The organism is Labrys okinawensis, assembly GCF_002982075.1.
Classification (GTDB): Bacteria; Pseudomonadota; Alphaproteobacteria; order Rhizobiales; family Labraceae; genus Labrys; species Labrys okinawensis_A.
Genome location: NZ_PUEJ01000008.1, coordinates 1 through 25909 on the forward strand (window position 1 = coordinate 1; position 25909 = coordinate 25909).

The 25909-nt window shown below is 64.1% G+C and carries 23 protein-coding genes and 1 pseudogene; 12 read left to right on the plus strand and 12 right to left on the minus strand.

From position 1 onward, the window contains the following. The 5 genes from C5L14_RS20605 to C5L14_RS30035 form a co-directional block, all read left to right on the plus strand. A partial coding sequence (locus C5L14_RS20605; RefSeq protein WP_146126978.1) for an NAD(P)(+) transhydrogenase (Re/Si-specific) subunit beta occupies nt 1–170 on the plus strand: 170 nt, incomplete at its 5' end. Between the two features lie 153 nt (nt 171–323). Beyond that, on the plus strand, nt 324–953 hold the full coding sequence (locus C5L14_RS20610; protein ID WP_105863963.1) for a glutathione S-transferase family protein: 630 nt from the start codon (nt 324–326) through the stop codon (nt 951–953). A gap of 737 nt (nt 954–1690) precedes the next feature. Further along, on the plus strand, nt 1691–3016 hold the full coding sequence (locus tag C5L14_RS20615; RefSeq protein WP_181161267.1) for a porin: 1326 nt from the start codon (nt 1691–1693) through the stop codon (nt 3014–3016). A 361-nt stretch (nt 3017–3377) separates the two neighbouring features. Next, nucleotides 3378–4331, plus strand: a complete 954-nt coding sequence (locus C5L14_RS20620; protein WP_181161268.1) for a glucokinase — start codon at nt 3378–3380, stop codon at nt 4329–4331. A gap of 9 nt (nt 4332–4340) precedes the next feature. Further along, a complete protein-coding gene (locus tag C5L14_RS30035; RefSeq protein ID WP_146126979.1) occupies nt 4341–4757 on the plus strand; it encodes a hypothetical protein in 417 nt (138 codons plus the stop codon). Here the strand turns inward: C5L14_RS30035 and C5L14_RS20630 are convergent. After that, the gene (locus C5L14_RS20630) at nt 4747–5931 is read right to left on the minus strand and encodes an MFS transporter (protein WP_105863967.1); all 1185 of its coding nucleotides are present in this window, start codon (nt 5929–5931) and stop codon (nt 4747–4749) included. The two genes, C5L14_RS30035 and C5L14_RS20630, sit on opposite strands and share 11 nt — an antisense overlap. Nucleotides 5932–5985: 54 nt before the next feature. Beyond that, nucleotides 5986–6924 (minus strand): LysR substrate-binding domain-containing protein, encoded by a 939-nt coding sequence (locus C5L14_RS20635; protein WP_105863968.1) that lies wholly within the window; start codon nt 6922–6924, stop codon nt 5986–5988. Nucleotides 6925–7222: 298 nt separating this feature from the next. On the opposite strand from C5L14_RS20635, the gene C5L14_RS20640 reads away from it, so the two are divergent. Together C5L14_RS20640 and C5L14_RS20645 are read left to right on the plus strand one after the other, a co-directional pair. Next, the gene (locus C5L14_RS20640; RefSeq protein WP_105863969.1) at nt 7223–8113 is read left to right on the plus strand and encodes a DMT family transporter; all 891 of its coding nucleotides are present in this window, start codon (nt 7223–7225) and stop codon (nt 8111–8113) included. 345 nt (nt 8114–8458) lie between these two features. Next, a complete protein-coding gene (locus tag C5L14_RS20645; protein ID WP_146126980.1) occupies nt 8459–8872 on the plus strand; it encodes a hypothetical protein in 414 nt (137 codons plus the stop codon). A gap of 264 nt (nt 8873–9136) precedes the next feature. Here the strand turns inward: C5L14_RS20645 and C5L14_RS20650 are convergent, their stop codons facing one another. The 3 genes from C5L14_RS20650 to C5L14_RS20660 form a co-directional block, all read right to left on the minus strand. Next, on the minus strand, nt 9137–10246 hold the full coding sequence (locus tag C5L14_RS20650) for a mandelate racemase/muconate lactonizing enzyme family protein (protein ID WP_105863971.1): 1110 nt from the start codon (nt 10244–10246) through the stop codon (nt 9137–9139). Between the two features lie 121 nt (nt 10247–10367). Further along, complete coding sequence (locus C5L14_RS20655; protein WP_105863972.1) at nt 10368–11870, minus strand: aldehyde dehydrogenase; 1503 nt, start codon at nt 11868–11870, stop codon at nt 10368–10370. Nucleotides 11871–11963: 93 nt separating this feature from the next. Further along, nucleotides 11964–13124, minus strand: a complete 1161-nt coding sequence (locus tag C5L14_RS20660; RefSeq protein WP_105863973.1) for an iron-containing alcohol dehydrogenase — start codon at nt 13122–13124, stop codon at nt 11964–11966. 397 nt (nt 13125–13521) lie between these two features. On the opposite strand from C5L14_RS20660, the gene C5L14_RS20665 reads away from it, so the two are divergent. Together C5L14_RS20665 and C5L14_RS20670 are read left to right on the plus strand one after the other, a co-directional pair. Continuing rightward, the gene (locus tag C5L14_RS20665; RefSeq protein WP_105863974.1) at nt 13522–15075 is read left to right on the plus strand and encodes a trimethylamine methyltransferase family protein; all 1554 of its coding nucleotides are present in this window, start codon (nt 13522–13524) and stop codon (nt 15073–15075) included. 107 nt (nt 15076–15182) lie between these two features. Continuing rightward, entirely contained in the window at nt 15183–17609 is a 2427-nt protein-coding gene (locus C5L14_RS20670) for a GcvT family protein (RefSeq protein ID WP_105863975.1), read from the plus strand. A gap of 31 nt (nt 17610–17640) precedes the next feature. Here C5L14_RS20670 and C5L14_RS20675 read toward each other — a convergent pair whose 3' ends face one another. After that, the gene (locus C5L14_RS20675; protein ID WP_146126830.1) at nt 17641–18576 is read right to left on the minus strand and encodes an IS110 family transposase; all 936 of its coding nucleotides are present in this window, start codon (nt 18574–18576) and stop codon (nt 17641–17643) included. A 399-nt stretch (nt 18577–18975) separates the two neighbouring features. Here C5L14_RS20675 and C5L14_RS20680 point away from each other — a divergent pair, with 399 nt between their 5' ends. Both C5L14_RS20680 and C5L14_RS30845 read left to right on the plus strand, forming a co-directional pair. Beyond that, nucleotides 18976–19227, plus strand: a complete 252-nt coding sequence (locus C5L14_RS20680) for a type II toxin-antitoxin system ParD family antitoxin (protein WP_105863976.1) — start codon at nt 18976–18978, stop codon at nt 19225–19227. A 201-nt stretch (nt 19228–19428) separates the two neighbouring features. Continuing rightward, nucleotides 19429–19497 (plus strand): annotated as a pseudogene (locus C5L14_RS30845) (type II toxin-antitoxin system RelE/ParE family toxin); the annotation flags it as partial. Nucleotides 19498–19512: 15 nt separating this feature from the next. Here C5L14_RS30845 and C5L14_RS20690 read toward each other — a convergent pair. Both C5L14_RS20690 and C5L14_RS20695 read right to left on the minus strand, forming a co-directional pair. Continuing rightward, nucleotides 19513–20202, minus strand: coding sequence for a hypothetical protein (locus tag C5L14_RS20690; RefSeq protein ID WP_105863977.1), 690 nt, complete (start codon nt 20200–20202; stop codon nt 19513–19515). A gap of 513 nt (nt 20203–20715) precedes the next feature. Continuing rightward, a complete protein-coding gene (locus C5L14_RS20695) occupies nt 20716–21108 on the minus strand; it encodes a winged helix-turn-helix transcriptional regulator (protein ID WP_105863978.1) in 393 nt (130 codons plus the stop codon). Nucleotides 21109–21189: 81 nt separating this feature from the next. Between C5L14_RS20695 and C5L14_RS20700 the strand changes: the two genes are divergently transcribed. Next, on the plus strand, nt 21190–21921 hold the full coding sequence (locus C5L14_RS20700) for an SDR family NAD(P)-dependent oxidoreductase (RefSeq protein ID WP_105863979.1): 732 nt from the start codon (nt 21190–21192) through the stop codon (nt 21919–21921). 403 nt (nt 21922–22324) lie between these two features. Here C5L14_RS20700 and C5L14_RS20705 read toward each other — a convergent pair whose 3' ends face one another. The 4 genes from C5L14_RS20705 to C5L14_RS20720 form a co-directional block, all read right to left on the minus strand. After that, the gene (locus tag C5L14_RS20705; protein WP_210203273.1) at nt 22325–22855 is read right to left on the minus strand and encodes a hypothetical protein; all 531 of its coding nucleotides are present in this window, start codon (nt 22853–22855) and stop codon (nt 22325–22327) included. After that, the gene (locus C5L14_RS20710) at nt 22852–23982 is read right to left on the minus strand and encodes an MGDG synthase family glycosyltransferase (protein ID WP_210203274.1); all 1131 of its coding nucleotides are present in this window, start codon (nt 23980–23982) and stop codon (nt 22852–22854) included. The genes C5L14_RS20705 and C5L14_RS20710 overlap by 4 nt, the downstream gene beginning before the upstream one ends. A gap of 69 nt (nt 23983–24051) precedes the next feature. Next, on the minus strand, nt 24052–24651 hold the full coding sequence (locus C5L14_RS20715; RefSeq protein WP_105863980.1) for a DUF2585 domain-containing protein: 600 nt from the start codon (nt 24649–24651) through the stop codon (nt 24052–24054). A gap of 216 nt (nt 24652–24867) precedes the next feature. After that, complete coding sequence (locus C5L14_RS20720; protein ID WP_105863981.1) at nt 24868–25884, minus strand: sugar-binding protein; 1017 nt, start codon at nt 25882–25884, stop codon at nt 24868–24870. Nucleotides 25885–25909 lie beyond the last annotated feature (25 nt).

Below are 25909 nucleotides of genomic sequence, written 5' to 3' on the forward strand. Positions count from 1 at the left end.
TCGGCATGCCCATCCTCGATGTCGAGAAGGCAAAGACCGTCCTCTTCATCAAGCGCGGCATGGGTTCGGGCTATGCCGGCGTCGAGAACGAGCTCTTCTTCAAGGACAACACCATGATGCTCTTCGGCGACGCCAAGAAAATGGTCGAGGAAATCCTCAAGGCGTTCTGACGCGGGGAACCGGAGGTTTCGTCGCGTCTCATTTGTGCCGAACCTGGCTGCCATTGCGAGTTCCGCCAGTCCCGTGACGTGGAAGAACTCGCAATGGCCACGAATCCAGCCTAACAATAAACGGCAAATCGTCGGACTCGGGAGGAGGATGCGATGCGGCAATGGCGGCACTATTGGTGTCCCGGCACCGGCTCCCTGGTCGTCGACGTCGCCTTCGCCTGGGCGGGGATCACGCCTGAGCGCGTCCTGATCGATACCGACAAGGGCGAGCAGCAGGCGCCTGATTTCCTCGCCATCAATCCCGCCGCGCAGATCCCGGCGGTGATCCTGCCCAGCGGCACGGTGCTGACGGAGACGGCGGCAATCCTGCTCACCATCGACGAGGCCTCCGCCGGGGCGGGCCTGTTGCCGGCCGCCGGCTCGACAGCGCGTGCCGTCTCGCTGCGCTGGCTGATGTTCCTGGCAACCAACGCCTATCCGGCGGCTTTGCGCACCTACTACGCCGATCGCTACACCGCCGATGCCGGCGAGGCGGCCAGGATGGCGGTCGCCGAAGCGGGCAGGCGGGATTCCGACCGCATCTTCACCCTGCTCGCCAAGGAGATAGCCGGCCCTTTCCTGCTCGGCGACACCGTCACCATCGTCGATGTCTATGCCGCCATGATCGCTGGCTGGCATGGCCCCGCGCGCGCTTTGCCGGCCTTGCGCACCCTGTACAAGGCCCTGCAGGCTCATCCCGTGGTCGGGCCGGCCTGGCGGCAGCACGAGGGGCAGCCGGATTGATCCGGGTTCGGCCCTTCAAAGGGCTTTGACGTAGGGAAAGCAGGCGCTACATCTTGGTACGGAGGGCTTGAAATCCACTTAGAGCGGCCATCACCCTGCCTCCGACCTTGGCATAACAGAGCGCGCGGACCAAGAGAATAAACCTTGCTTCGGTCGAAGCCATACAAGCATAAGAATTCCAGAACCGAGCTAAAATGAGCGAACAGGGCACAACATGCTCTAGATCGTCGTCACATGTTCGCCAAGGCCGTGAGTACAGAAGCGGATCTATAGATTGCGCAAATTATCGAAGCCCGCTGCCGATCGAACTTTAGACGATACGTTGTAAGCTTGCAATAACTGCAATCGCTCTAGACGTCGGCCGATAACATAATTGAATTGGTTGTGGATGTCCGCAGTGCATCCAAAAAGGAACCCGGATTGGCGGAGATCGCAACCAATCCGGGCGCTTTACAAGATCGCATGGGTCTCGCTTCCCTGCGCAGTATATTACTACCACATTGACAATCTCTGGCAAGCCAACTTGCCCTTCGAATGCCGTAGTGTGGCAATTTCGTGACACTCGACGGCAAATCGACGGAGCCACCCTGTTCCTGGCTTGTACAATTTTACCGTGTATATAAAGATTAAACGGTCATCGCACCTTGCAGATACAAGCATGTACAACCGGCTGGGTTCGTCGACGCCAATTCAGAATGCTGGCTCTTGGCCGCATAACTCTCCCTAGGGGGTCTCTAATGAAATTGAGCTCAGCTCTCCTTGGCGCAGCTGCTGGTATTGTCGCCTTTGGCGCTGCCCAGGCCGCCGATCTGCCCATGACCAAGGGCGAAGCCGTTGAATATGTGAAGGTCTGCTCGGCTTTCGGTCCCGGCTTCTTCTATATCCCCGGCTCCGACACCTGCCTCAAGATCGGGGGTGAAATCCGCGCCGATTACCGCGTCTTCGGCGGCAACGGCTTCAGCCGCAACGACGATCGGTCTGCCTTCAACACCCAAGGCCGCATCTGGTTCGATGCCCGCACCGAGACCGAATGGGGTCTGCTGCGCTCCTACTTCCAAATTAATGCCGACTCGCATAAGATCAGCAATCAAGGTCGTGGCGCAGTTTACAATTCCAACACGTTCTCCGTCGATAAGGCCTTCATCCAGTTTGGCGGCTTGACCGCTGGTTATGCCCATTCGTTCTTCGGCTTCTACGACAACGATTACGGCAATACTATATGGGCGCCTTATTACGCCGAGTCGAATACGGTCAACCTGATCGCCTATACGGCTCAGTTTGGCGGCGGTTTCAGTGCTACGCTGTCGATCGAAGACGGGCGCGACCATGCGCTGGATAGCGGGTTTGGCGCCAGCGGCCTTCCGACCACCAGCCTTCGCGGTGGGCAGCAGATTCCGGACGTCGTCGCCCAGCTGCGTTGGGACCAATCGTGGGGTTCGGTGGCGGTCCAGGCTGCCGCCCACCAGTCCCGGACGGCGGAATCTGTAACGATTACTGATCCGAACGATCCGACCAACACTCAGACCTTGGGGCTGGATCGTTCCAATAAGTGGGGCTATGCGGTCGGCGCTACCGGCCTGATTAAGCTCCCCTTTATTGATGGCGGCCATTTCATCGTTGAAGGTCAGTACGCCGATGGCGCTACTGACTACTTGGGTGCCGGAAACAGTTTCTTTGGCCGTTCGCCGGGTGATCTCTTTATCACGGGTACCACCCCTGCCGGCTTGGCTGTTGTTGATCGGGCCAAGGGTTGGTCGATCGTCGCCGAACTCGGTGGCAATATCACCCCTGTCCTGAATGCCAATCTCGTCGGCAGCTATATCGATACAAAGTCCGAGAATATTCTTGGCGCGGGTGTCGATACAAAGGTTCAGGAATACACGATTGCAGGTAACTTAACGTATACGATCGTCAAGGGACTGACGATTGGAGCTGAAGTGGCCTATACTCACGGCAAGGTCAAGAACGGTCTCGTGTATGACACGGACGCGGAGACTCTTGCTCTCCAGAACGACAGCGTCAATGCGTGGCAGGCTGGCATCCGCCTTAAGCGTGTTTTCTAAATCGGACTCTAAACGAATTAAACGAGGACCCAGCCAATCGGCTGGGTCTTTTTTGTTTCTATGGATGGGAATCGCTCGGGAGAGGAATGGCGTCCCAGGGCGTACAATACCGAGATCAGATATGCTGCGCGGACCCGGCAAGAGGCTTAGCCGCAAGAGTGTGGCTGTCCGCGCTCTTTCGAAAAGACTGAGCAAGCAATGAAGTGAAGGTTGACGTCAAGCCGAAGGGCTATGTTAATGACGCATGTGCCTTACGGAAGGTGTTGCCGAGGAGCTATTCCCCACCGCGAAAAGGTGCAGACGAGACCCCAGATTTCACCGGCATTTTCGATGCGTTGGAAGCCAAGATGACGAGATTCTCATGACAAACCTGACCTTGCTGGGCGACATCGGCGGCACCAACAGCCGGTTTGCCCTCGTCGTTCAGGGCCGCACCGATTATCGCAGCGAGCGGCATTACGAGAACAAGCGGTATCCCACCTTCCGGGAGGCGATCGAAGCCTATATCGCCGATGTCGGCGAACGGCCGAATGCCGGAGTCGTCGCCATCGCGGGGCCGGTAGCGGGGGAGATGGTCGGGCCGACCAACCGGCAGAGCTGGCTGTTCAATCCACCGACCCTGGCGGCCGAGCTGCGTTTTGCCCGCCTCGACGTGATCAATGATTTCGAGGCGGTCGCCCATGCCTTGCCGCATCTGGCGCAGGCCGACACCACGGTGATCGGCAGTGTCACCGGCGGCGTGGCCGGCGGCAACATGGCCGTGCTCGGACCGGGCACGGGGCTGGGCGTCGGTGCGCTGGTGCGCGGCGGCTCGCGCTGGATCGCCGTGCCCTCCGAGGGTGGCCATGCCGAGATCGGCGCACCCGCCGGGGCGTGGGCCAAAGCGCATGAGCTCATCCGCGGCAAGATCGGCCGCGTCTCGGGCGAGCATGTGCTGTCGGGCCCAGGCCTGCAGCGTATCGATGCAGCCCTTGCGGCCCTTGCGGGCCATCCCGCCGAGCGCAGCGCCGCCGAGATCGGCACGGCGGCGGTGGCCGGCACAGATCCGGTGGCGGTGGAAGCCACCCATCTGTTCTTCGACTATCTCGCCCGCTTTTCCGGCGATGTTGGCCTGATGTTCGCGGCCAAGGGCGGCGTCTTCCTCTATGGCGGGGTGGTGCAGAAGCTCTCGCCGCTGATGGACGAGGCCGCCTTCCGGGCCGCCTTCGAGGCCAAGAGCCCGCTGGAGAAATTCCTGCGCGAGATCCCGATCCGGCTGATCACCCATCCCACGCCCGGTCTGATCGGCTGCGCGGCGGTGGCGGCGCATTGGTAGGGGGCAGCAATGTTTTTTTCGAAAGAGAAATTTATTATATGGGTAGGAATAGCGGTCACGGTCCTCTGGTATTCTTTGTGCGTATGGTTTTGTTTTGCTTTGTGCTATTATGTAACAGACAAAGGTGATCTATTTTTTGCGATTGAGAAGGTTGTATTTCTATTAATAGCGATATTGTTTATTGGAGTTTTAATGTGGAGATTTGGAAATATATTTATTTTTAAATCGAAATATATTGAAGTAAAGCTTGCGCTTGTCTTTCAATCTTGCAGCGCTGGCTTAATGTTATTGATTTTTAATCTAAAGAAGCCGATTGCTTTTGAGGGCGCCATTACGCTCTATATACTCGCCTTTTTTGTTGGGGCTTTTGGCTGGTTCCTTTCACAAGTTGTCGCCGCCAGGTTCGTAAAGCGGGTCATTGGTTAGCCATTGAGGTCGTGCCGGCCCTGTCCGACCCCGGGCTCCTCAGCACCCGGAGCAGAATGAACACCGCCATGGCGGCGTGAATGCCGGCATTGTGGAGGTAGAGGCCGGGATCGCCGAGCCATTGCATGATGGCGTAGGCCGTGACCGGGCCGAGCACGGCGCCGATGCAATAGAGGAACAGCAGGGCCGAGGCGACGCCGACGGCATTGTCGCGGCCGGTGATGTCGTTGGTATAGGCCGAGCTTGCATAATATTGCGTCGAGATGATGCCGCCCAGCACGAAGCCTGTGATCACGAAGGGCCAGCCGACCAGGAGCTTGCCCGACCAGTAGATGCCGATCTCGACCAAAGCGGTGAGGGTGGTGAGGCCGATCAGCACCTTGCGACGGTCGAAGGCGTCGGACAGCCGTCCGACCGGGAACTGGAAGGCGGCCGAGCCCAAAGTGATGGCCGAGATTAGCGTGCCGGTCTGGACCCCGTCCATGCCGAGCTTGGTGGCGTAGACGGGGGTCAGAGACCAGAACGGGCCATTGGCAAAGCCGATCAGCGTGGCGCAGACGAAGCCGACCGGCGTGGTGCGCAGCAGCCAGAGAAGGCGCATGCCGGCCCGGCGGCTGCCCTTGGGAGGCGGGCCGTCCTCGATCAGCAGGAGCGGCGCCAGGCAGACGATCACCACGGCCGCGGCGATGCCGAAAATGGTGAAGGCGGCGGGATCGCCCAGGCGCATGAACTGGTTGCCGATGGCCCAGCCGCCATATTGGGTGATGGAGTAGAGCCCGAGCAGGCGTCCGCGGATACGGTTCTCCGCCTTGCCCTGCAGATAGCTCTCCACAATGGCGTAGATGCCGGCCAGGAAGAAGCCGCGCAGGAAACCGATGACCACCCAGGCATGCGGCTCGACCAGGGTGCCGGCGACCAGGATCATCACCGCCCCGCAGATCGAGGACAGGCCGAAGGCCTTGATGTGGCCGAAGCGTTGCACCAGGCGCGGCGTCAGGAAGGCTCCGGCGAGCATGCCGCCGAAATAGGCCGAGCCCATCAGGCTGATGGCCAGTGCCGGAAAATGTTCGAGCTCGGCGCGCACCGGCAACAGCGTGGTGAGCACGCCATTGCCGGCCAGCACGCCGGCGACGGCGACCAGCAGGGCGGCGATGGAGGCGTAGGAGGAACGCAAGGCAGCGAACTCGTGGCAGGAGAGTGTTGTCGGAGCGGGGTGGTGGACGAGGGCTCAGGTGGCCGGCGCCGCGGCCTCCTCGAGGAAGGGCGGGCGCGAGAAGCGGCGGATCAGCCAGGAGCGGAACAGGGCGATCTCCGGCCGGTCGAGGTCGTCGGGATGGATGGAGAGGTAATAGCCATAGCCGTCGTCGACATGGATGTCATAGGGCCTCACCAGGCGGCCGGCCCGGATTTCGTCCTCGAACAGCACGGGATCGACCAGCGCCAGGCCTTCGCCGGACAGCGCATATTGCACGGCGAGCTGGGCGGTATCGAAGACCAGGCCGCGATCGAGCTGCCCCGGGGCGACATGGGCGGCCCGGGCGAAATTCTGCCACAGGAAGGCAGGGGGGCGGCTGTCGAGCTTGACGTGGAGGAGATCGTTGGCGGCCAGGAAACCGGCGATGTCGGTTCCCTTGGCCCGCGCGGCGACGTCGGGATGGCACAGGATGGTCAGCTTCACCATCCAGAGCAGGTCGAGCACCTGCGGGGCCACCCGGGGCGGGGTGTAGATCACGGCGACGTCGGCCTCGCGTTCGGCAGTGCCCGGCACCGGGCGGGAGTCGATGTCGAGCTTGAGGTCGGGGAATTCGGCCCGGAAATGACGCAGGATCGGCACGGCCAGGCGTTGGGCGAAGGTCGTCGGCAGCAGCACCCGCAGGGAGCGCTGCGGCTCGCCCCGCTCGCGCATGATCTCCTCCAGCGTGGTGTCGATGCGCTCGAAGGCCTTCTCCACCACGGGCAGCAGACGTTTGCCCGCTTCGGTCAGCGCCGGCTGCGGCGGCTTGCGGTCGAACAGCGGCACGCCGAGGAAGTCTTCCAGGCCAATGACATGGCGGCTGACGGCGCTTTGGGAGACCAGCAGGCTTTGGGCGGCGCCTGTGAAACTACCCTGCCGCCCCACCGCCTCGAAGGCCCGCAAAGCGTTCAGCGGCAGCCAGCGCCTGTCCATGATTTCCGACCCTGTGGTTCATGCCGACCCCGGGAGCAAAGCGCGTTTAGACGGAAACGCTTCTTTGCTCCGGCTCTTCTTCGACGCGCCGTTGCGATGCGACACGCCTCCACCAAATCGCAAAACGATTTGGCGGATCATACGCTCAGTCATCATCCGGTTCCTTTATTCGCCCTGTCTTGAACGCGACATGAACGGCGCCTGTTATGGCGTTTGAAGGCAACTCTTTCGTCGCGACTCCGCGATAGGGATGATATAGCCAGCCTATCGGCCCCGTCGCGCCGCCGCGTACCCCTTCATGCCTCCCCTTGCTCCCCCCGATTCACGCCCGCTGACCGGCATTGCGCTAGCCTCGATCGGCTATTGCCTGTTCGCCATCCAGGATGCGGCCGTCAAATGGCTGGTGGCGAGCTACGAGGTGCCACAGATCCTGTTCCTGCGCTCGGTCGTCATCCTCCTCGTAGGCATGACGATCGCCCGGCGGCAGGGCCAGCCGCCGATCTGGCGGAGCCGCAACAAATGGGCGCTGACCTCGCGCGGCCTGCTTTTGCTGGTGGCCTGGCTGAGTTTCTATAATGCCTCGCGCTATCTGGGCCTGGCCGATCTCACCACCATGTATTTCGGCGCGCCGGTGATGGCGGTGGTGCTTTCCATCCTGATCCTGAAGGAGAAGGTCGGGATCGCGCGCTGGCTTGCCGTGATCGCCGGTTTCCTCGGCGTGATCGTCGCGGCCGACCCGTCGGGCCGGCCCGACTTCCTGCCGGCGGCGATGGTGCTGTTCGCCGCCTTCTGCTGGGCCTGGGGCACGGTGCTGATCCGCCTGATCAACCGTTCCGAGAGCACGGCCAACCAGATGATCGCCACATCGGGCCTGTTCGTGCTGGTGTGCGGGGCGGCGCTGCCCTTCATCTGGAAGATGCCGGACGCCATGGGCTGGGCCCTGATGCTCGGCCTCGGCCTCGTCTCCGGCGTCGCCCAGTACCTGCTCTACGAGGGCTATCGCTACGCGCCGGCCTCGGCGCTGGCGCCGGTGGAATATACCGGCCTGGTCTGGGCCTTCATCTATGGCTATCTCCTGTGGCAGGATATTCCCAAGCCCCACGTCTTCGCTGGCGCGGCCCTGATCGTCGCCGCTAGCCTCGGCCTGGTCTGGTGGGAGGCGCGGGCGGCACGGCTGAGGACGGCCTGAGCGCAGGCGCTGAGCCATCGGTGGTCGAAGGTGACCTAGAGGCGCACTGCCTTCGAGACCGTTCAAGAACAAGCGCGCCGTCATTCCCGGCCGAGCTTCTCGTGAGCGAAGCGAGAGAGGGCGAGGTATCCTCACAAGCTTTGCTTGTGAGTGGAATCCAGGGGCTAAAGATCGTATTTACGGCCCCTGGCCCCCTTCCCGCCGCCTGCGGCGGCGCCGGAGATGACAGAGCGCATCGCACAAACGGTTTGGTCATTCAGCGAACTGTTACTGCCTCATCGCGACCTCAGCCGACACCACCTTGCTAAGGTCGATGGAGCTGGCTAGGCAAGGATGATGAAGACCATGCTGCGCCTCGTCCTCCTTCTCCTGTTCGCCGCCGCGACGGTTCCGGCAGTCGCCGCCGCGCCGCCGGCCAAGCGCCATCTTGCCTGGGTCGGCACCGGCGTGCAGAGCGAGCGTGGCGCGCCGCCCAGCCGCTGGCGCATCCATCTGGTCTTCGACAGCCATGGCAATGCCCGCATCGACTATCCCAGCCTGCATTGCGGCGGGGTGCTGATCCGGCGCAGCCAGCATGGCGCCATCGCACGCTACCGCGAGCATATCCGCTATGGCCGCGGCACCTGCATCGATGGCGGCACGGTGACGGCCTGGCGGCGCGGCAACCGGCTGTTCTGGCGCTGGAGCGGGGTGAACACCCGCTTTCCCGGCATCAGGGCGCGAGCCACGCTTGTACTGTCGCGGCACCGGGGGCGGTAGGAGCGGGGGCACGCGGCAACAGGAGCTGTCTGGTCGGTGGCATAGCCCCTCACCTCTATCCTCTCCCCGCAAGAGCGGGGCCAGGGGACGCAAATGTTGTGTATCTCCTTGCCGCACTGCGTCCCGCTCGACGGTTGGGCGAGATGAGTCGATCTCCGCATGAAGCCCGACGCCGATGCCCTCCTCGCCCCGCTCTTGCGGGCAGATGGCACAGGAGGGGCGGCGCTGCCCGACGGAATCAAGGGCCGTTTTTCGGCGGAAGCCTCAGCCGACCCGCGTCTTCGCCAGCATCGTTTCGTCCAGCGCGTAGCCCATGCCGGGCTGATCGCTCAGCGTGATCATGCCCTCACCATCCACCGCCAGGGGCTCGGCCATCATGAAGTCGCGGCGCGGCAGGCTCCATTCCGGCGGATCATAGGGGAATTCCACGAAAGGCGCGTCGGCGAGGCCGGCGGTCAGGTGGCAGTTGGCGGCAACGCCCATGCCGTTGGTCCAGGTATGCGGCGTGAAGATGAGATTGTTCTCGGCCGCCATCGCCGCGACCCGGCGAAGGCCCGTGATGCCGCCGACCAGGGCGGCGTCGGGCTGCAGCACGTCCAGGCAGCCGTCGCGGATGAGGTCGCGGAATTCGTAGAGCTCGCGCGTCATCTCGCCGCCGGCGATGCGGATGTCGACCATTTCGCGCAGGCGCCGCATGCCTTCCCGGTCGGAGCGGTGCAGCGGCTCCTCCATCCAGTAGACACCGAGCCGTTCGAGCTCGCGCGCGACGGGGATGGCATCCTTGAGCGTCCAGGGCGCATAGGCGTCCCAGGACATGCGCCAGCCCTGGTTGCAGTCGACCATCAGGTCGAGCCGGCTGCCGACACGGGCCCGCACCGCCTCCAGCGCCTTGATGTCGGCCCGCCAGTCGCCGCGATGAAAGCGGATCTTCAGCGCCTTGAAGCCTTGGCCCAGATAGGCCTCGGCCGCGTCGGCGAGTTCCTCGGGCTTGCGCAGCGTGCCGGAGGAGGCATAGGCGGCGACCTTGTTGGACAGGCCGCCGAGCAGCTTCCACACCGGCTGCCCGGTGATCTTGCCGGCAAGGTCCCACAGCGCCAGGTCCAACGGCCAGCAGCGGCCGTAATGGAACTGGATGTTGGAGAGGATGCGGTAATGGCGCTCGATCGCCATCGGGTCCTGCCCGATGAAGAAGCGCTCATGGCCCTCGAAGCCCGTCATGGTGTCGCCCGAGCCATAGCCGGTGAGGCCCTCGTCGGTGGCGACCCTGACAATGGTGGCGTCGAAGGCGGTGCGGGGCTTGGAATCCCAGCTTGCATGGAAGGGCGGGTCGAGGGGCAGGCGATGATGGGTGATCTCGATGCCGGTGATTTTCATGAGGGTGTTTCCCGGGTGCGCGGACGTCTCGTCCGCTCTTGGAACCGTTGCGGGAGCCGGATGGGAGATGCGGACGTCGCGACATGCGAGCATGTCGCTGTGACGTCCGCGCACCCGGGATTCAGGAATACGCCGTCCACACCGTCTTGAAGTCCGTGTACTTCTCGATGGCGTGGGGGGAGCGGTCGCGGCCGAAGCCGGATTGGCGGAAGCCGCCGAAGGGCGTGGCCAGCGAGGAGCGGTCGAAGCAGTTCACCCACACGGTGCCGGCGCGGATGCCGCTGGTGAGGCGGTGTGCGGCGTTCATGTCCTTGGTCCACACCGCGGCGGCGAGACCGTAGATGGAATCATTGGCCATGCCCAGCGCCTCGCTCTCGTCGGTGAAGGCGGTGACCGCTACGACCGGCCCGAAGATTTCCTCGCGGGCGACGCGGTGCTCCGGCCGGACCCCGTCAAGGATGGTGGCCTCGACGTAATAGCCGCCGGTTTCCGCCATCACGCGGTTGCCGCCTCGGGCGACGACGGCGCCTTCCTGCCGACCGATGTCGATATAGGAGAGCACGCGCTCCATATGGTCCTTTTCGACCAGGGCGCCCATCTGGGCTGCGGGATCGAGCGGGTGGCCGAGGGGAATCTGCGTGGCCGCGACCTCGCCGATCCTGCGGACCAGTTCGTCCTTGATCGAGGCGTGGGCGATCACCCGCGAGCCGGCATGGCAGGTCTCGCCCTGATTGTAATAGATGCCCCAGGCGATGCCCGAAGCGGCCGCGTCGAGATCGGCATCGGCGAGCACGACATGCGGGCTCTTGCCGCCGCATTCCAGCGCCACGCGCTTCATGTTGCTCTCGCCGGCATAGCGCAGCATCAGCTTGCCAACCTCGGTGGAACCGGTGAAGGAGATCATGTCGACGTCGGGATGCAGCGCCAGCGGCTTGCCGGCCTTCTCGCCGAAGCCGGGCACCACGTTGAGCACGCCGTCGGGCAGGCCGGCCTGCCGGGCGAGTTCGCCGAGGCGCAGCGCCGAGAGCGGTGACTGCTCGGCCGGCTTCAGCACCACCGAGTTGCCGGCCACCAGGGCCGGGCCGATCTTCCAGGCTGTGATGATCAGCGGGTAGTTCCAGGGCACGATGGCGCCGATCACCCCGAGCGGCTCGCGCCTGACGATGGCGAGGTCGTTAGGCCCGGTCGGCGCGACCTCGTCGAAGCTCTTGTCGGCGAACTCGGCATAATACTGGATGCAATCGGCGCAGAAGGGTACGTCGACGCTGAGCGAATTGGAAATGACCTTGCCGACGTCGAGGGTTTCGAGCAGGGCCAGATGCTCGAGATCGGCCCGGATCAGTTCGGCCAAGCGCAGGAGGATGCGCTTCTTCTCGGCCGGCGGCTTCAGGCGCCAGCGCCCATCCTCGAAAGCGGCCCGGGCGGCCTTTACCGCGGCCTCGATATCATCGGCGCCGCAATCGGCGACCTCGGCGATCATCCTTCCGTCGATCGGCGAGGCCTTGGCGAAGGTCTTGCCGGAGAGGGCGGGGACATAGCGGCCGTCGATGAAGGCGCGGCCTTCCGGCTCGATGGCCGCGGCCTTGGCTTCCCAGTCGGAGCGGGTGAGGGGGGTGGTGAGCATGGGATATTCCTGGGACCGCCGGCTTTCAGCCGGCTCTTGGAAACGAAGAGCGTGGGGAAAGGAAGAGCCGGCAAGATGCCGGCGATCCCAGAACTAAACCTGCGTCAGCACGCGTTCGGCGAAGCGGATGAGGTCGGCCTCCTCGATCGTGCGGCGGTTGGAGGCGCGCATCGCGGCATTCTCGGGCCGGGCCATCTGCTCGGCGAGCCGCGTGGCGCTGATGCCCTCGAACTCGTCGGCGAGCGAGACCTTGATGCCGATGGCGCGCACCAGTTTCTCGAAGGCGGTCGGCAGGTCCGCGGCCGATGTCAGCCCCATCGCCCGCGCGGCGGCGGCGAAGCGCCCGTCATCGCCCGCGATGTTCCAGTCGAGCGTGGCGATCATGCCGAGCGCCACCGAGCGGCCGTGCTGCACGGGGCGGAGGGAACCCAGCGCATGGCCGATATTGTGGGCGACGGCGGTGCCGCAATTGTCGATGGCGATGCCCGCCAGCGCCGCGGCGCGCTGCAGTCCCTCGCGGGCGGCGAGGTCGCTGCCCTTGCCGACGGCATCGGGCAGGTTGGCGACGGCGAGGCGGATCGCTTCATGCGCATAGACATTGTTGGCCGGCGTGGCGTTGCCGTTGGTGGTGGCCTCCAGCGCGTGGACGAGGGCGTCGATGCCGGTCCAGGCCGTCAGCACCGGCGGCAAAGAGAGCGTGGTTTCCGGATCGAGGATCACCTCGTCCGGCTTGAGTTCCTCGCCCCAGAGCCAGACCTTGGCTTTGTCCGAGCGGGTGAGAATGGCGGTGCGGGTGCATTCCGAGCCGGTGCCGGAGGTGGTGGGAATGACCAGCGAGACCAGACGCTTGCGCGGGAAGGGGCGCTTGCACAATTCATAGTCCTCGGCCGAGCGCCGCGCCGTCGCGGCCGTGGTCGCGACGGCGGCCACCACCTTGCCGAGATCGAGGGCGGAGCCGCCGCCCAGCGACACAACCGCCTTGGCCTTGGTGCGCCGCGCCTGGGCGGCCGCGGCATCGGCCGAGGCGATGGTGGGATCGCCGCCGAAATCGGAGAAGACGGAGACGCCGAGCCCGGCCTTGCGTAGCGAGGCCTCGACGTCATCGATCAGGCCCGTCGCCTTCAGCCCGGGATCGGCGACCAGCAGCACCTGCGCGCCCGCGCCGAGCCGGGCGGCCGTAAGCTCGCCGGCGAGTTCCCGGGCCCCCGGCCCTCCGGTGATGCGTGGCAGATGAGAGAGCTGGTAGCGGGACATGGATTGTCTTTCGGTGGGTCGATCTCCAGATCGACCCTGATGGGCGAGGTACGGGCCGATCTGGAGATCGGCCCACCAACACTACCTCTGCCCTCGGTGCGCCGTGTGCGCCTTTATTCGATGGCCCGATCCAAAAAAACGATAGCGCCGTTTCGCCGTGGCGGCGGGTCCGGGTGCGCGCTAGGCTCTCTTCGAATTCGTGAATCGAAGAGTGCTGTCATCCCCGGCGAGGCCGCAGGCCTCGGGTATCCTCACAAGCTTTGCTTGTGAGCGGGATCCAGGAGCCCAAAATGCCTCGTGGCCCCTGGATCCCCTTCCCCTCGCCCATAAAGGGCTCGGCCGGAGATGACAGGCCCGTGCTCTTCGGACAGGGGAACGGCCTGCCATGCAAAGCCCGATGGAACTTTCGCTCGAAACCTCGGAGCGGCCGCGCCGCCGCGGCCGGGAGGAGCGCCAGCGTGCCGGCGGCGCTGCCCCGGCCTCGAGGCCCCAGCCCCGGCGCCCGTTTCCGGCCGTCAATGCCGTTTCGGCCGACCAGCTCGAGGCCATCCATCTCGCCTCGCTGCAGATCCTGGAGGAGATCGGCCTCGACGTGCTGCATGCGGAGGCCAAAGCCATCCTGAAGGCTGAGGGCGCCGAGGTCGACCCCGGTTCCGACAGGGTGCGTTTTCCCCGCGGCCTGGTGGAGGCCAAGATCGGCCTCGCGCCGCAGAGTTTCACCCTGCATGCGCGCAATCCCGCGCGTAGCGTCGTGCTCGGTGGCGATCATCTCGCCTTCTGCTCCGTGGCGAGTGCGCCCAATGTCGCCGATCGCGAAGGCGGCCGCCGGCCCGGCAACCGCCAGGACTACCAGAACCTCATCCGGCTCGGGCATACGCTCGACAGCATCCATCTGTGGGGCGGCTATCCGGTCGAGCCGGCCGATATCCATGCCTCCGTGCGCCATCTCGACGCGCTCTGGGACATGCTGACCCTGTCGGACAAGCCCATCCACGCCTATTCACTCGGCCGCGAGCGCAATCTCGATGCCATCGAGATGGCGCGCATCGCCCGCGGAATCGACCAGGAAACGCTGGAGCGCGAACCCTCGCTCTTCACCATCATCAATTCCTCCTCGCCGCTGCGGCTGGATACGCCGATGATGGAGGGCGTGATCCAGATGGCGCGCCGCAACCAGGTCACCGTGCTCACCCCCTTCACCCTGGCGGGCGCCATGGCGCCGGTGACGATTGCCGGCGCCGTGGCCCAGCAGAATGCCGAGGCGCTCGCCGGGCTGGTGCTGGCCCAGTCCGTGCGACCGGGCTCGCCCTTCGCCTATGGCGGCTTCACTTCCAATGTCGACATGAAGACCGGCGCGCCGGCCTTCGGCACGCCCGAGCAGATGAAGGCGGCGCTGGTCGGCGGCCAGCTCGCCCGCCGCTACAGCCTGCCCTACCGCTCCTCCAACACCTGCGCTGCCAACACCATCGACGTGCAGGCTGCCTATGAGAGCGTGTTCTCGCTGTGGGGCGCGGTGATGGGCGGCGTCAACCTGCTGATGCATGGCGCCGGCTGGATGGAAGGCGGGCTGCATGCGAGCTTCGAGAAGATGGTGATCGATGCCGACCTGCTCGACATGATCACCCACTTCCTGATGCCCTTCCAGGTCAATGACGACGAACTGGCGTTGGAAGCGGTGCGCGAGGTCGGGCCCGGCGGGCATTTCTTCGGCTGCGCCCATACCCAGGCCCGCTACCGCAACGCCTTCTTCGCCCCAATGATCTCCGACTGGCGCAATTACGAGACTTGGCAGGAGGCAGGCTCGCCCACCGGCTATGATCGCGCCAACCGGCTCTACAAGGAGCGCCTTGCCGCCTATGAGGAGCCGCCGATGGATCCGGCCATCCGCGAGGAACTCGCCGCCTTCGTGGCCAAGCGCAAGGAAGAGGGCGGCGCGCCCACGGATTTTTGAAGTTTGGGGGAGCGGGTCTTCAGACCCGGCTCTCCTATCCTGCTTCCGCGACGTTTCAAGAATGCCGGGTCTGAAGACCCGCCCCCCAATAGCTCATAGGACTCGCCATGAAATCCCACACCCGTGTCCTCGTCATCGGCGGTGGCGTCGTCGGTTGCTCGGTGCTCTACCATCTCGCCAAGGCTGGCTGGACGGATATCACCCTGATCGAGCGTGCGGAGCTGACGGCGGGCTCGACCTGGCACGCGGCGGGCGGTTTCCATACGCTCAACGGCGATCCCAACGTCGCCAAGCTGCAGCAATATACGGTGGAGCTCTACCGTGAGATCGAGGCGCTCTCCGGCCAGTCCTGCGGCCTGCACCTCACCGGCGGCGTCATGTTGGCCGGCACTAAGGAGCGCATGGACTGGCTGAAGATGGCACATGCCAAGGGCCGGTATCTCGGCATGCATACCGAGATCATCTCGGCCGCCGAAGCCAAGAAGCTGATGCCTCTGATCGACGAGAAGCAGTTCGCCGGCGCGATGTATGATCCGCTGGAGGGGCATCTCGACCCCTATGGCACCACCCATGCCTATGCGAAATCGGCCAAGATCCTCGGCGCCGAGATCGTGCTGCGTAACCGCGTCGTCGACATGGCCCAGCGCGAGGACGGCAGCTGGGACGTCATCACCGAGCACGGCAGCATCCAGGCCGAGCATGTGGTGAACTGCGGCGGCCTCTGGGCGCGCGAATGCGGCCGCATGGTCGGCCTGGAACTGCCCGTGCTCGCCATGGAGCACATGTATTTCCTCACCGAGGACATGCCGGAGGTCGCCGAGATCAACGCCGCCACCGGCAAGGAGGTGATCACCGCGCTCGATTTCGAGGGCGAGATCTATATGCGCCAGGAGCGCGGCGGCATGCTGCTCGGCACCTATGAGCAGGCCTGCAAGCCCTGGTCGGAGAAGGAGACCCCCTGGGATTTCGGCCAGAACCTGCTCGAACCCGATCTCGACCGCATCGCCCCGTCGCTGGAAGTCGGCTTCCGGCATTTCCCGGCCTTCGAGAATGCCGGCATCCGCCGCGTCATCAACGGCCCCTTCACCTTCGCGCCCGACGGCAACCCGCTGGTCGGCCCGATCAGGGGCCTGCGCAACTACTGGGTGGCCTGCGGCGTGATGGCGGGCTTCTCCCAGGGCGGCGGCGTTGGCCTCGCGCTGTCCAACTGGATGGTGCATGGCGATCCCGGCTTCGACGTCTGGGGCATGGACGTCGCCCGCTATGGCGACTGGACCACGCTCTCCCACACCAACGCCAAGGTGCGCGAGAACTATGCCCGCCGCTTCCGCATCCGCTTCCCCAATGAGGAACTGCCCGCAGCCCGCCCCTTCCGCACCACGCCCGTCTATGACCGGCTGGAGAGCCACAACGCCGTTTTCGGCGACATGAACGGTCTGGAGCACGCCCTCTGGTTCGCGCCCTCCAGGGCCGAGGCCAGGGACGAGTTCTCCTTCCGGCGCTCCAACGATTTCCCGCATGTCGCCGCCGAGAGCGCCGCGGTGCGCGAGGGCGTCGGCCTCCTGGAGATCTCGAATTTCGCCAAATACGAGATCTCCGGCAAGGGCGCGGAGGCCTGGCTCGACACCATCCTGCCCAACCGCCTGCCCGCCAGGGGACGCATGGTCTTGACGCCCATGCTGAACGAGAACGGCATGCTGATCGGCGACTTCACCCTGGCGCGCGAGGCGGATGACCGCTTCATGATCTTCGGCTCCGGGCTGGCCGAGCAATATCACATGCGCTGGTTCCAGGCGCATCTGCCCGAGGCCGGCGTCACTCTGCGCGCCCACGGCCTCGACCTCGTCGGCCTGCAGATCGCCGGCCCGAAGTCGCGCGAACTGCTCGCCCGGCTCGTCGACGCCGACCTGACGAAGGAAGCCTTCCCTTTCATGGCGGTGGGGCGCTTCAATGTCGGCATCCTTCCCGCCTTGATCGGGCGCGTCACCTATACGGGCGACCTCGGCTACGAGATCTGGGTCAAGCCCGAGCACCAGCGTGCTTTGTTCGACCTTCTGATGCAGGAAGGAGCCGGCCTCGGCATCCGGCTGTTCGGGGGCCGGGCCCTCAACTCGCTGCGGCTGGAAAAGAGCTTCGGCTCCTGGTCGCGCGAATACCGCCCGATCTATACGCCCTGGGAAGCCGGGCTGGAGCGCTTCGTCTCGACCCAGAAGAGCGATTTTATCGGACGCGATGCATTGCTGCGCGCCCGGGACGAGGGCCCCAGGCGGCGCCTCGCCACCTTCGTGGTCGACGCCCTCGACGCCGACGTCATCGGCGACGAGCCGATTTGGCTCGATGGCAAGGTGGTGGGCTGGGTCACCTCCGGCGGCTACGCCCACCATGCCAAGGCCTCGGTGGCGCTCGGCTATGTAGAGGCCGCCGCCTTCGACGCCTCGGCCCCCTACGAGGTCGAGATCATCGGCGACCGCCGCCCCGCCAGGGTAGCGCCCGAACCGCTGTTCGACCCCAAGGGGCTGAGGATGCGGGGGTAGGAAAATCCCGGCAACTGTAGTTGAGCGAGTGTCAGGCCTTGAACGGGGCCTGATCGCGCAAGATTGCATTGAGAGTGATGAGGATCTTTCGGGCCAAGGCGATGAGAGCCAGTTTGGGCGGCTTTCCGGCTTGTCGCAGTGCGCGATAAGTTTGGGCGAAGTTGGATTTGGATCGGCTGGCTGAAACAGCAGCCATGTAGAGGGCCTGGCGCACGCGTCGTCTGCCGCCGATGACTTTGCGTGTGCCGCGCATGAGGCCGCTATCGCGATTGAAGGGAGCCAGGCCTGCCAAGGCGGCGATGGTCTTGGGCGAGCGTTGGCCAAGTTCGGGCAGGAGAGCCAGCAGGGTCGTGGAAATGACCTTGCCGATGCCTGGAGTGGAGCACATGAGTTGGCGCCTTTGCTCAAGGCTGTCATGGCGGGCAATGAGGCGAGTGATATGCTGGTCGAGGCTGGCAATGGCGGCCTCCAGCCAGGCGAGATGGTCCAGGAGGCTGTCGCGGATCTGGGCCATGTCGGCTTGAGCCAGGCGCGTCAGTTCCTGCTTGCGGGTGGCGACGAACTGGTCGCGGCGCTTGTGCAGCAAGGCCAGTTGCTGGCGGTGGGGATCATCGGCAGGGTCGGCTTGCAGGTTGAGGCACTGGGCCATGGCGGCGAGCATGCGGGCGTCGATGGCGTCGGTCTTGGCCAGCAGGCCGATGGACTTGGCAAAGTCGCGGGCACGGGCCGGATTGATGCGGACAAGGGACAGTTGCAGGCTGGCCAGAGCCGTACGCAACGGCCCATCATAAGGCCCGGTCGCTTCGAAGGCGACGAGCTTGATTGGATCGGCTCGCAAGCGCTCGAAAGTCGAGGTGATCGCCTGTGGGGTGTTGTCGATGCGCTCGACATGCTGGGTGGTGGCATTGAAAATGTCGAGATGGTGTTTGGAGACATCGATCCCGATGAAGCCAGGGTGTATGATCATCGCGCCTATCCCTGTGCTACGAGGTCCGGTGGTGCGGCCTCGATCAACTGTTCAGGTTGGGTACTCGAACGCGGGCGAGGACCAAGCCGGAAAACGGCCTTAACGGGCCGGGGTGCACACGGTCTCTCGCCCGCACCCATCCTGACACATTCCAACTACACAGGGTGCACACGGTCTCTCGCCCGCACCCATCCTGACACATTCCAACTACACAGGGTGCACGGGCATTTCAGCGACATGTATGTCGCGATGCCCGTTCTTTCCTTCCCCGAACGTCGTGATTCCAAGAACGGGCAAGATGCCCGTGCACCCGGATGTAGCACCTCCCTTGGCGCTCCGAGTTCGACTGAACTTGGCAATCTTTGCCATTAATCTCATTATCTCTGCAAAGGAGATATCATGGCTACCATGAATGTATCGCTGCCTGACGGTATGAAGGATTGGGTCGAGCAACAGACCCAAACCGGCCGATTTGGCAATGCCAGCGATTACGTGCGTGATCTCATCCGGAGGGATCAGGAACGCCAAAGCGGTATCGAGCGGTTGCAGCGTCTGATCGATGAAGGGCTGGAAAGTGGTATTAGCCCACGCAGCTTCGAAGACATCATTGCGGATGCTCGTTCTCGTGCCGGCATCGGTCACAAAGCTTGACCTATCGCTTATCTCGGCAGGCTGACACCGATATCGTCAGGCTCTATCTGCATGGCGTTGCGATGTTCGGCTTGCTGCAGGCTGAACGCTATCAAGCCGACCTGCAGCGCTGTCTCGATAATTTGGCTTCACAGCCCTTGATCGCCCGGGAACGGACGGAATTCCGCCCCCCCGGTCCGTGTCCATTTCCACCAGGCACACGTCATCGTCTATGTGCTCGACGGATCCGGCATCCTGATTGTGCGTATTCTCCACGGCCGGCAGGATTAGGAGCATCTGTTGTGACTATTGCCGCGAATAGAGCCCCGTGAAGCGCACGTTCTCGCCGCCGCAGGCGTCGTTGTCGATCACCGCGATATAGGGGCCGAGCTGGGCCATGCGGGCCGCGCAGCGTTTGGGGCCCGCATTGGCCTCTTCGTACCCTATCTGCTGGCCGCCATAATAGCCGAAGGCAAACTCCCGCTCGTTGGCGTCGCCCTCGACCTCGAACTCACCCGTATTGACGTAGGAGCCGGTGTCGTAGGTGGCATGGCCGCGCACGAACATGCGCCCGCCGCCAGTGGTCTTGATGGTGATGACCGAGCGCCCGTCATAGGTGCTCCAGCGTCCGTCCCAGCGCGGCTGGACCTGGACCCGCGAGAGCGACGAAAGCGGCAGCCAGCTCGCAATGTCGGTGCCCTTGCGGTCGACATAGTTGGCGCAGGCGAAATCGCCCTCGATCTCGTTCACCACCACCTTGTCGCCCTCGACCAGGAAGGAGCGCTGCCGGCAGGCCGGCGAGAGGGACGGGCAGCTTTCGCGCTGGCTGGTCGGACCCTTGATGAAGAAGGTGCGCCCGCTCTCGGCGACCTCGTAGAGGCTGATGGCGGCAAGGTCGTTCTGGAGATTGAAGCCGCGGCAGACGCCGTTGGCGGCGAAGGCGGAACCGGTGGCGGCTGCAAGCAGAAGCGCGGCGCTCAGGCTGGAACGGAACATGTCTTTTTCTCTGATCATTGCTTGAGATAAAGGCCGGTGAAAGTGAGTTCAGGCCGCCGCAGGCATCGTTGTCGACCACGGCGATAGAGGGGCTAAGCTGGGCCATGCGTATGCTGCAGGTACCGTCACCGCTGCGGGCATCCTCGATGCGCCCGTGCCGATGCCGGCATCCCGCGCGAGGGCAGGGGCGGCGGGAAGTAAGACGGAAAGCAAAGCGAAGGACAGCAAGCGGCGAATCATCGTGCGACCCTGGAAAAATCCATCGTCATGGAGCCGATTTTCCCGCCTTCGTCTATGCCTTCGGAAACGGTTGTCCTGCGTCGTGATTGACCAGGCCAGCAGGAGGATGCGGGTCGTCGGCATCGTCTAATTGTCGAAAAACAGCCGCGGCTCGTTTTGCTCGTTTGGGCCAATCCAGCAGTATTTGCCGGCCGCGAGCGATCGTTCCCAGGCCCGCGCGATTCGACTGCCTGCTATGGCCGCTTAGCGCCGGGAGCGGTTATATCAACATCGTCAGCGACGACTTCCCGTGTTGTCATAGCGCAGCGTGGCTGTTTCGACTTTGTCGCCATTGGCGGCTGCCCATGAACACAGGGCTTCAAACGGACCCCGCAGTGAATGGCCGAGTGGAGTGATTGCATATTCCACGCCAATCGGCTGCGTCGGGAGTACGGTCCTCGTCACAAGGCCGTTCCGCTCAAGCCTCTTCAAAGCGTCGGCGAGAGCCTTGTGCGTAATCCCATCGAGACGCCGCTTGATCTCGTTGAAGCGCGAGGGTTTGGGACAGATCACTATCAGGATCAGGATCGTCCATTTGTCAGCGATCTTGTCGAGCACCGGGCGAACCCGCGCCATCTCGCCAAGGGCGCAATGAGAAAGAGCTTCCAGGTCGGTATACTCATCCATATCTAGGCTACTCTAGGTGCGTAATTGATACCAGATATCCGGCGTATATCATGGCGAGACCATCAATTGAAAGGATTCACGATGGCTCGAATGAGTAACAAGGTTGCCCTGGTCGTCGGCGGCGCCAAGGGTATAGGCCTGGCGATTGCAGAGCGGCTTTTTGCGGAAGGGGCGAAGGTCTTCATCACCAGTCGTAGAAGTGAAGATGCCGAGAAGGCGGCCAAGGGTATCGGCCATGACGCGGTCGCCATTGCCGCCGATGCCAGTGTGCCCGAAGATATGGTGGAGGCTGTCGAAAAAGTGCGACAGGCATGCGGCCGTATTGACGCGCTCGTCTTGAATGCAGGCCTCTCCGAGCCTGCGCAAATAGCCGAAATAACGCCAGACCACTTCGACCGCCACTTCGGCGTCAACGTCCGCGGAATGGTTTTCGGCCTGCAGGCGGCTCTCCCCGTGATGACGGGAGGCGGGGCGGTCGTCCTCGTCGGATCCATCGCCGATAACGCGGGCTATTCTTCGTACGGAACCTATGCCGCCACCAAGGCAGCCGTCCGTTCTTATGCTCGAACCTGGACGGCAGAACTCGCGCCCAAAGGTATACGCGTCAACGTTGTTGCTCCGGGTCCAACGGATACGGAAATGATGGCCGCGGTTCCGGAAGACACGCGTGCGGCACTTGTCGCTCCGATCCCGATGGGGCGAATGGCGCGGCCGTCAGAAGTGGCTGCGGCCGCCTTGTTCTTGTTGAGCGATGAGGCGAGCTACATCGCCGGTGCCGAACTGTGCGTCGACGGCGGCTTGCGGCAGGTCTAAGGTCAAGGTGAACCGGTGTACCCGATCTGAGCCGGTCGGGTACAACAAAACGCGCTCGATGACGGATCGACTTTACGTCGAAGCCGTTCAACATCGAAAAAGCCACTGAACACCGAGTGCGATCATGTTAGTGCCTCGGTTCTTCACGACCCCGTCCACCTGTCGTGAAACGTCCTCTTCGGGCCAGAGGCAGTCATTGCAGGAACGAGAGGTAATGGCTGAGATGGGGGCGGATGCCGAACGGCAGCTGTTTTCCGCCGGCAGTATATGTCATCACGCGTTCAATCGGTTACCGGTGCGCGGAAGAAGAAGCACCTCCGAGTGACGCATGAGACTGTAGGTTGAGGGCCTGAAAAACGGAGATAGGCGTTCTTTTCTCCCGATCCGGGAGCCCTGGGCAGGATCATCCTCCACATTTCGGTTGCCGATATCCCCGATAGGACCAGACCAGCAGCAGGATCCCGGCCGTCGACATCGTCCAGTAGTCCACCGGCGCCACCCAGAACCAATGGATATGCCAGGGCACGAATTCGGGGCTGAAGCGGGCGAGGCCGAAGGCCGGGTTGAGCACGAACCACAGGAAGTCCTCGCTCAGCCAGAAGATCATGATGCAGGCGATCACGCGCGCTTCCAGCCGCCAGGACCAGGTCCAGGCGAACACCAGCGGAAAATGGAAGAAGATCGCCATGAAGGGGAAGACCCAGGCGTGATAGCCGGTCATCGGGCGCCCGCCCCAGACAATGTCGAGCAGCCAGTGGTGCTCGATGCGCCAGGTCGGCAGGCTGGTGGCCCAGCCATGGCCGCCCTCGATCTGGATCTCGACATTGGCGAAGAAGAAGCCGAGCACCAGCACCATGGCGACGAGCGCCGCGGGCTGGGCGAGGGCGCCGCGCCGGGCCGGGCTTGCGGAGCCGGGAATATCCAGGCCGGTCACCTCAGGGCCTCCAGCACGATGCGCATGGCGTCCCGACCGGCCTCGGGCCGGCCGAGCGCGCGGGCCTGGCGGCGCATCGCGGCGAGGCGCTCCGGCTCGGCCTTCAACAAGGCGACGTGATATTCCAGGCCGATCTCGTCGATCGCCTTCATCGCCGCCCCGTTCTCCATGAGATAATCGGCATTGCGCTCCTCCTGCCCCGGAATCGGGGCGCTGAGCAGCATCGGCACGCCCATGGCCAGGCATTCGGAGGTGGAGAGCCCCCCGGGCTTGGTAATGACGAGATCCGCCGCCGCCATCAGGCGCGGCACCTCGTTGGTGAAGCCGAGCGGAAAGAGGCGGCCCGGCCGGCTGGCCGCCAGGGCCTGGAGTTCCGCCAGCGCCTTCTGGTTCTTGCCGGCCAGCACCACGAGCTGGAGCTCGGGATCGGCAGCCGTGAGGCGCCTGGCCACCGGCCCGACGCCGAGGCCGGCGCCCCCGCCCATCAGGAGATAGGTGCGCCTGGCGGGATCGAGCCCGAAGGCGGCGGCGCAGGCCCCGCGCTCATGGTCCTGCGCGAAGGCCGGCATGATCGGAATGCCGGTGACATGGATCTTGTCTGCCTCGATGCCCTGGGCGGTGAGGCGGAAGGCGACCTCCTCATTGCCGGCAAAGAAGCCGGACATGCGCGGGATCACCCACATGCGGTGGAGGTCGAAATCGGTGATCTGCACGAAGACCGGCACTTCGACGCGGCCCTTGCCGATCTCGCGCATCAGGAGTTCGGCCGGCAGGAAATGGCTGCAGACGATGGCATCGGGCGCGAATTCGTCGATGGCGCTGCGCAACGGCCGGGTCGAGAGGCGTTCCACTGCCCGCCGCAATTTCTGGGAGACGGCATCGGGCGGCGCGTCCGAGCTCGCCTGATAGAGTATGCCCCACAGGGCCGGATGCTTGGTGACGAGCTTGATGTAATAGTCGGTGTAGATCTTGCGGAAGGTCGAGGGCACATAGTCCATCACGTCCAGATGCAGGACCTTGGCATCGGGCGCCAGCAGGAGCGTGGCTTCCTTCAGCGCTTCGGCCGCCCGCATATGGCCGGCTCCGGCGGAGACGCTGAGAAAGAGGATGCGATATGATCTGGCCAAGGCGGCGGCTCCGTGCGCAAGGCGAAGACTTGGCGAGGCACGGGCCGATTTGTCAACTGGACCGGGACCTTACAACCCGCTCTGCCAGGCTTTGACGCTGGCGATCGGATAGATCAGCATGAGGACGTTGAGGGTGAGGTTGTCGCGGATGGCGTAGAGGGCCAGCAGTTCGAAGAAGATGGCGAGCGCCACCGTCGCCCAGACGGGCAGGCGCGAGGCGATGAGGAAGCCCACCAGCATGAACAGGATGTCGCTCACCGAGTTCAGGATGCTGTCGCCCTCATAGCCCAGCGCGATGGTGCCCTCGCGGTAGCGGTTGATGATCAGGGGGCTGTTCTCCAGGATCTCCCAGCCCGCCTCCACCACCAGCGCCAGGAGGGCCCGGAAGCCGAGCGGACGGCTCCGTGCCAGCAGCCAGAACAGGCCGCAGAACAGGAAGCCATGGATGACATGCGAAAGCGTGTACCAGTCCGCGATGTGCTGGGAATTGTCGGCGGTGTTGGGATCGCCGACCCATAGTTTCACCGTGCCGCAGGTGCAGATCGGATTGCGGCCCATGGCAAAGAGAATCAGCGCCGCCAGAGCGATCAGGCCCGCACCGGCCAGCCAGAAGCGCAGCGCCGGGGCGGGGGTGGCGCTTCGCGCGACCGTTTCGGAGGAAGGATTCATGACGCGCCCGGTTTCCAGTGCAACAGGGCGTGTGTCCCACCATTGGCCGGCATTGGCAAGCCGGGACGGCACCGAGCGCGGCTTCGCAGCGAAGGCAAGCTGTCAGCCAGGCCCGCCGGTTTTCGCTATGGGGCCCGGCGTGCCAGCTCTCCCTTTCGTTACCGGCGTGCTGCCGGCAGGATGGAGGCGGCCGGCGCGTCCATCCTGCCTGCTATGTCAGTTTCCGCCGCCGATGCAGGTGGCGACATTCTCCGGCGTGCAGACGTCGAGGCCGGTATAGGTCGGGTCCTTGGGCGGGGCCTTGCCGTCCTTGATGTCTTTCAGGAAATACATGGCCTTGTAGCCCATCTCGAAGGGGCGCTGGCCGACATTGCCGGAGGCCAGCCCCGCCTTGAGCAGGTCGAGCTGCACGGGCAACGTATCGGCCACCACCAGGGCGAGCGCGCCGGATGCGATCTTGTCCTTGTATTTGCCGGCGACCTGCCGGTAGGCGTCGGGCAGGAATTGCGGGAAGCCGCCCGTCGGAATGAAGGCGTCGAGATCGGGATATTTGCCGAGCGTGTCCTCCATCTGCTGCACGGATTTGGGGAAGTCGTCGTCGGTGTAGAGGGGGCAGCCGTCGACCTCGGTCCAGCCGTTCTGGCCGGCGAGGCGCTCGCCGGGCGCCTGGGCGCTCTGTTTGCCGGCCAGGGTATCGCGGATGCCCTGCATGCGCTCATTGTGGTTGGCCGCTGCCGCGCCGCCGGACTGGATGCAGATCTTGCCGCCTTTGGGCTTGATCTTCATGGCGAGCTTGGCGAGGTTGACGCCGATCTCGTAATTATGCGTGCCGACATAGGCGAGGCGCTCGCCCTTGTTGTCGGCCAAAAGGTCCGAGTCCCAGGTCAGCACCGGGATCTTGGCGCCGGCCGCGCCCTGCAAGGCGGCCGCGATGGCCGGGGCGTTGGCCGGCGAGACGGCGATGCCGTCCACCCCCTTGGTAATCAGGTCCTGCACGATCTGGGCCTGTTCGTCGCCGCCGCCATGCTCGCCCGGGCCGACATAGAGGCATTCGATCGCGCCGCCCAGCTCTTTCTCGGCCTTCTTGCAGCCGGCCTGCGCCTGGTCGAAGAAGGGGTTGTTGGTGTTTTTCGGCACCAGCGCGAAGGTGAGCTTGTCGGCGGCAGAAGCGGCGCCGGCCGTCGCGGCGAGGCCGACGGCGAAGGCTGCCGTGGTCATCAGATATTTGAGCATCGTTTCCTCCGGATATTGCACCCTC

What these genes read in the sequence shown, in the direction of transcription:
- C5L14_RS20615 (WP_181161267.1), top strand. Translation starts at nt 1,691, where the DNA reads ATGAAATTGAGCTCAGCTCTCCTTGGCGCAGCTGCTGGTATTGTCGCC.
- C5L14_RS20675 (WP_146126830.1), bottom strand. Translation starts at nt 18,576, where the DNA reads ATGATCATACACCCTGGCTTCATCGGGATCGATGTCTCCAAACACCAT.
- C5L14_RS20720 (WP_105863981.1), bottom strand. Translation starts at nt 25,884, where the DNA reads ATGCTCAAATATCTGATGACCACGGCAGCCTTCGCCGTCGGCCTCGCC.
- C5L14_RS20695 (WP_105863978.1), bottom strand. Translation starts at nt 21,108, where the DNA reads ATGGATGAGTATACCGACCTGGAAGCTCTTTCTCATTGCGCCCTTGGC.
- C5L14_RS20620 (WP_181161268.1), top strand. Translation starts at nt 3,378, where the DNA reads ATGACAAACCTGACCTTGCTGGGCGACATCGGCGGCACCAACAGCCGG.
- C5L14_RS20645 (WP_146126980.1), top strand. Translation starts at nt 8,459, where the DNA reads ATGCTGCGCCTCGTCCTCCTTCTCCTGTTCGCCGCCGCGACGGTTCCG.
- C5L14_RS20670 (WP_105863975.1), top strand. Translation starts at nt 15,183, where the DNA reads ATGAAATCCCACACCCGTGTCCTCGTCATCGGCGGTGGCGTCGTCGGT.
- C5L14_RS20680 (WP_105863976.1), top strand. Translation starts at nt 18,976, where the DNA reads ATGGCTACCATGAATGTATCGCTGCCTGACGGTATGAAGGATTGGGTC.
- C5L14_RS20700 (WP_105863979.1), top strand. Translation starts at nt 21,190, where the DNA reads ATGGCTCGAATGAGTAACAAGGTTGCCCTGGTCGTCGGCGGCGCCAAG.
- C5L14_RS20690 (WP_105863977.1), bottom strand. Translation starts at nt 20,202, where the DNA reads ATGTTCCGTTCCAGCCTGAGCGCCGCGCTTCTGCTTGCAGCCGCCACC.
- C5L14_RS20655 (WP_105863972.1), bottom strand. Translation starts at nt 11,870, where the DNA reads ATGCTCACCACCCCCCTCACCCGCTCCGACTGGGAAGCCAAGGCCGCG.
- C5L14_RS20640 (WP_105863969.1), top strand. Translation starts at nt 7,223, where the DNA reads ATGCCTCCCCTTGCTCCCCCCGATTCACGCCCGCTGACCGGCATTGCG.
- C5L14_RS30035 (WP_146126979.1), top strand. Translation starts at nt 4,341, where the DNA reads ATGTTTTTTTCGAAAGAGAAATTTATTATATGGGTAGGAATAGCGGTC.
- C5L14_RS20660 (WP_105863973.1), bottom strand. Translation starts at nt 13,124, where the DNA reads ATGTCCCGCTACCAGCTCTCTCATCTGCCACGCATCACCGGAGGGCCG.
- C5L14_RS20650 (WP_105863971.1), bottom strand. Translation starts at nt 10,246, where the DNA reads ATGAAAATCACCGGCATCGAGATCACCCATCATCGCCTGCCCCTCGAC.
- C5L14_RS20665 (WP_105863974.1), top strand. Translation starts at nt 13,522, where the DNA reads ATGGAACTTTCGCTCGAAACCTCGGAGCGGCCGCGCCGCCGCGGCCGG.
- C5L14_RS20715 (WP_105863980.1), bottom strand. Translation starts at nt 24,651, where the DNA reads ATGAATCCTTCCTCCGAAACGGTCGCGCGAAGCGCCACCCCCGCCCCG.
- C5L14_RS20635 (WP_105863968.1), bottom strand. Translation starts at nt 6,924, where the DNA reads ATGGACAGGCGCTGGCTGCCGCTGAACGCTTTGCGGGCCTTCGAGGCG.
- C5L14_RS20610 (WP_105863963.1), top strand. Translation starts at nt 324, where the DNA reads ATGCGGCAATGGCGGCACTATTGGTGTCCCGGCACCGGCTCCCTGGTC.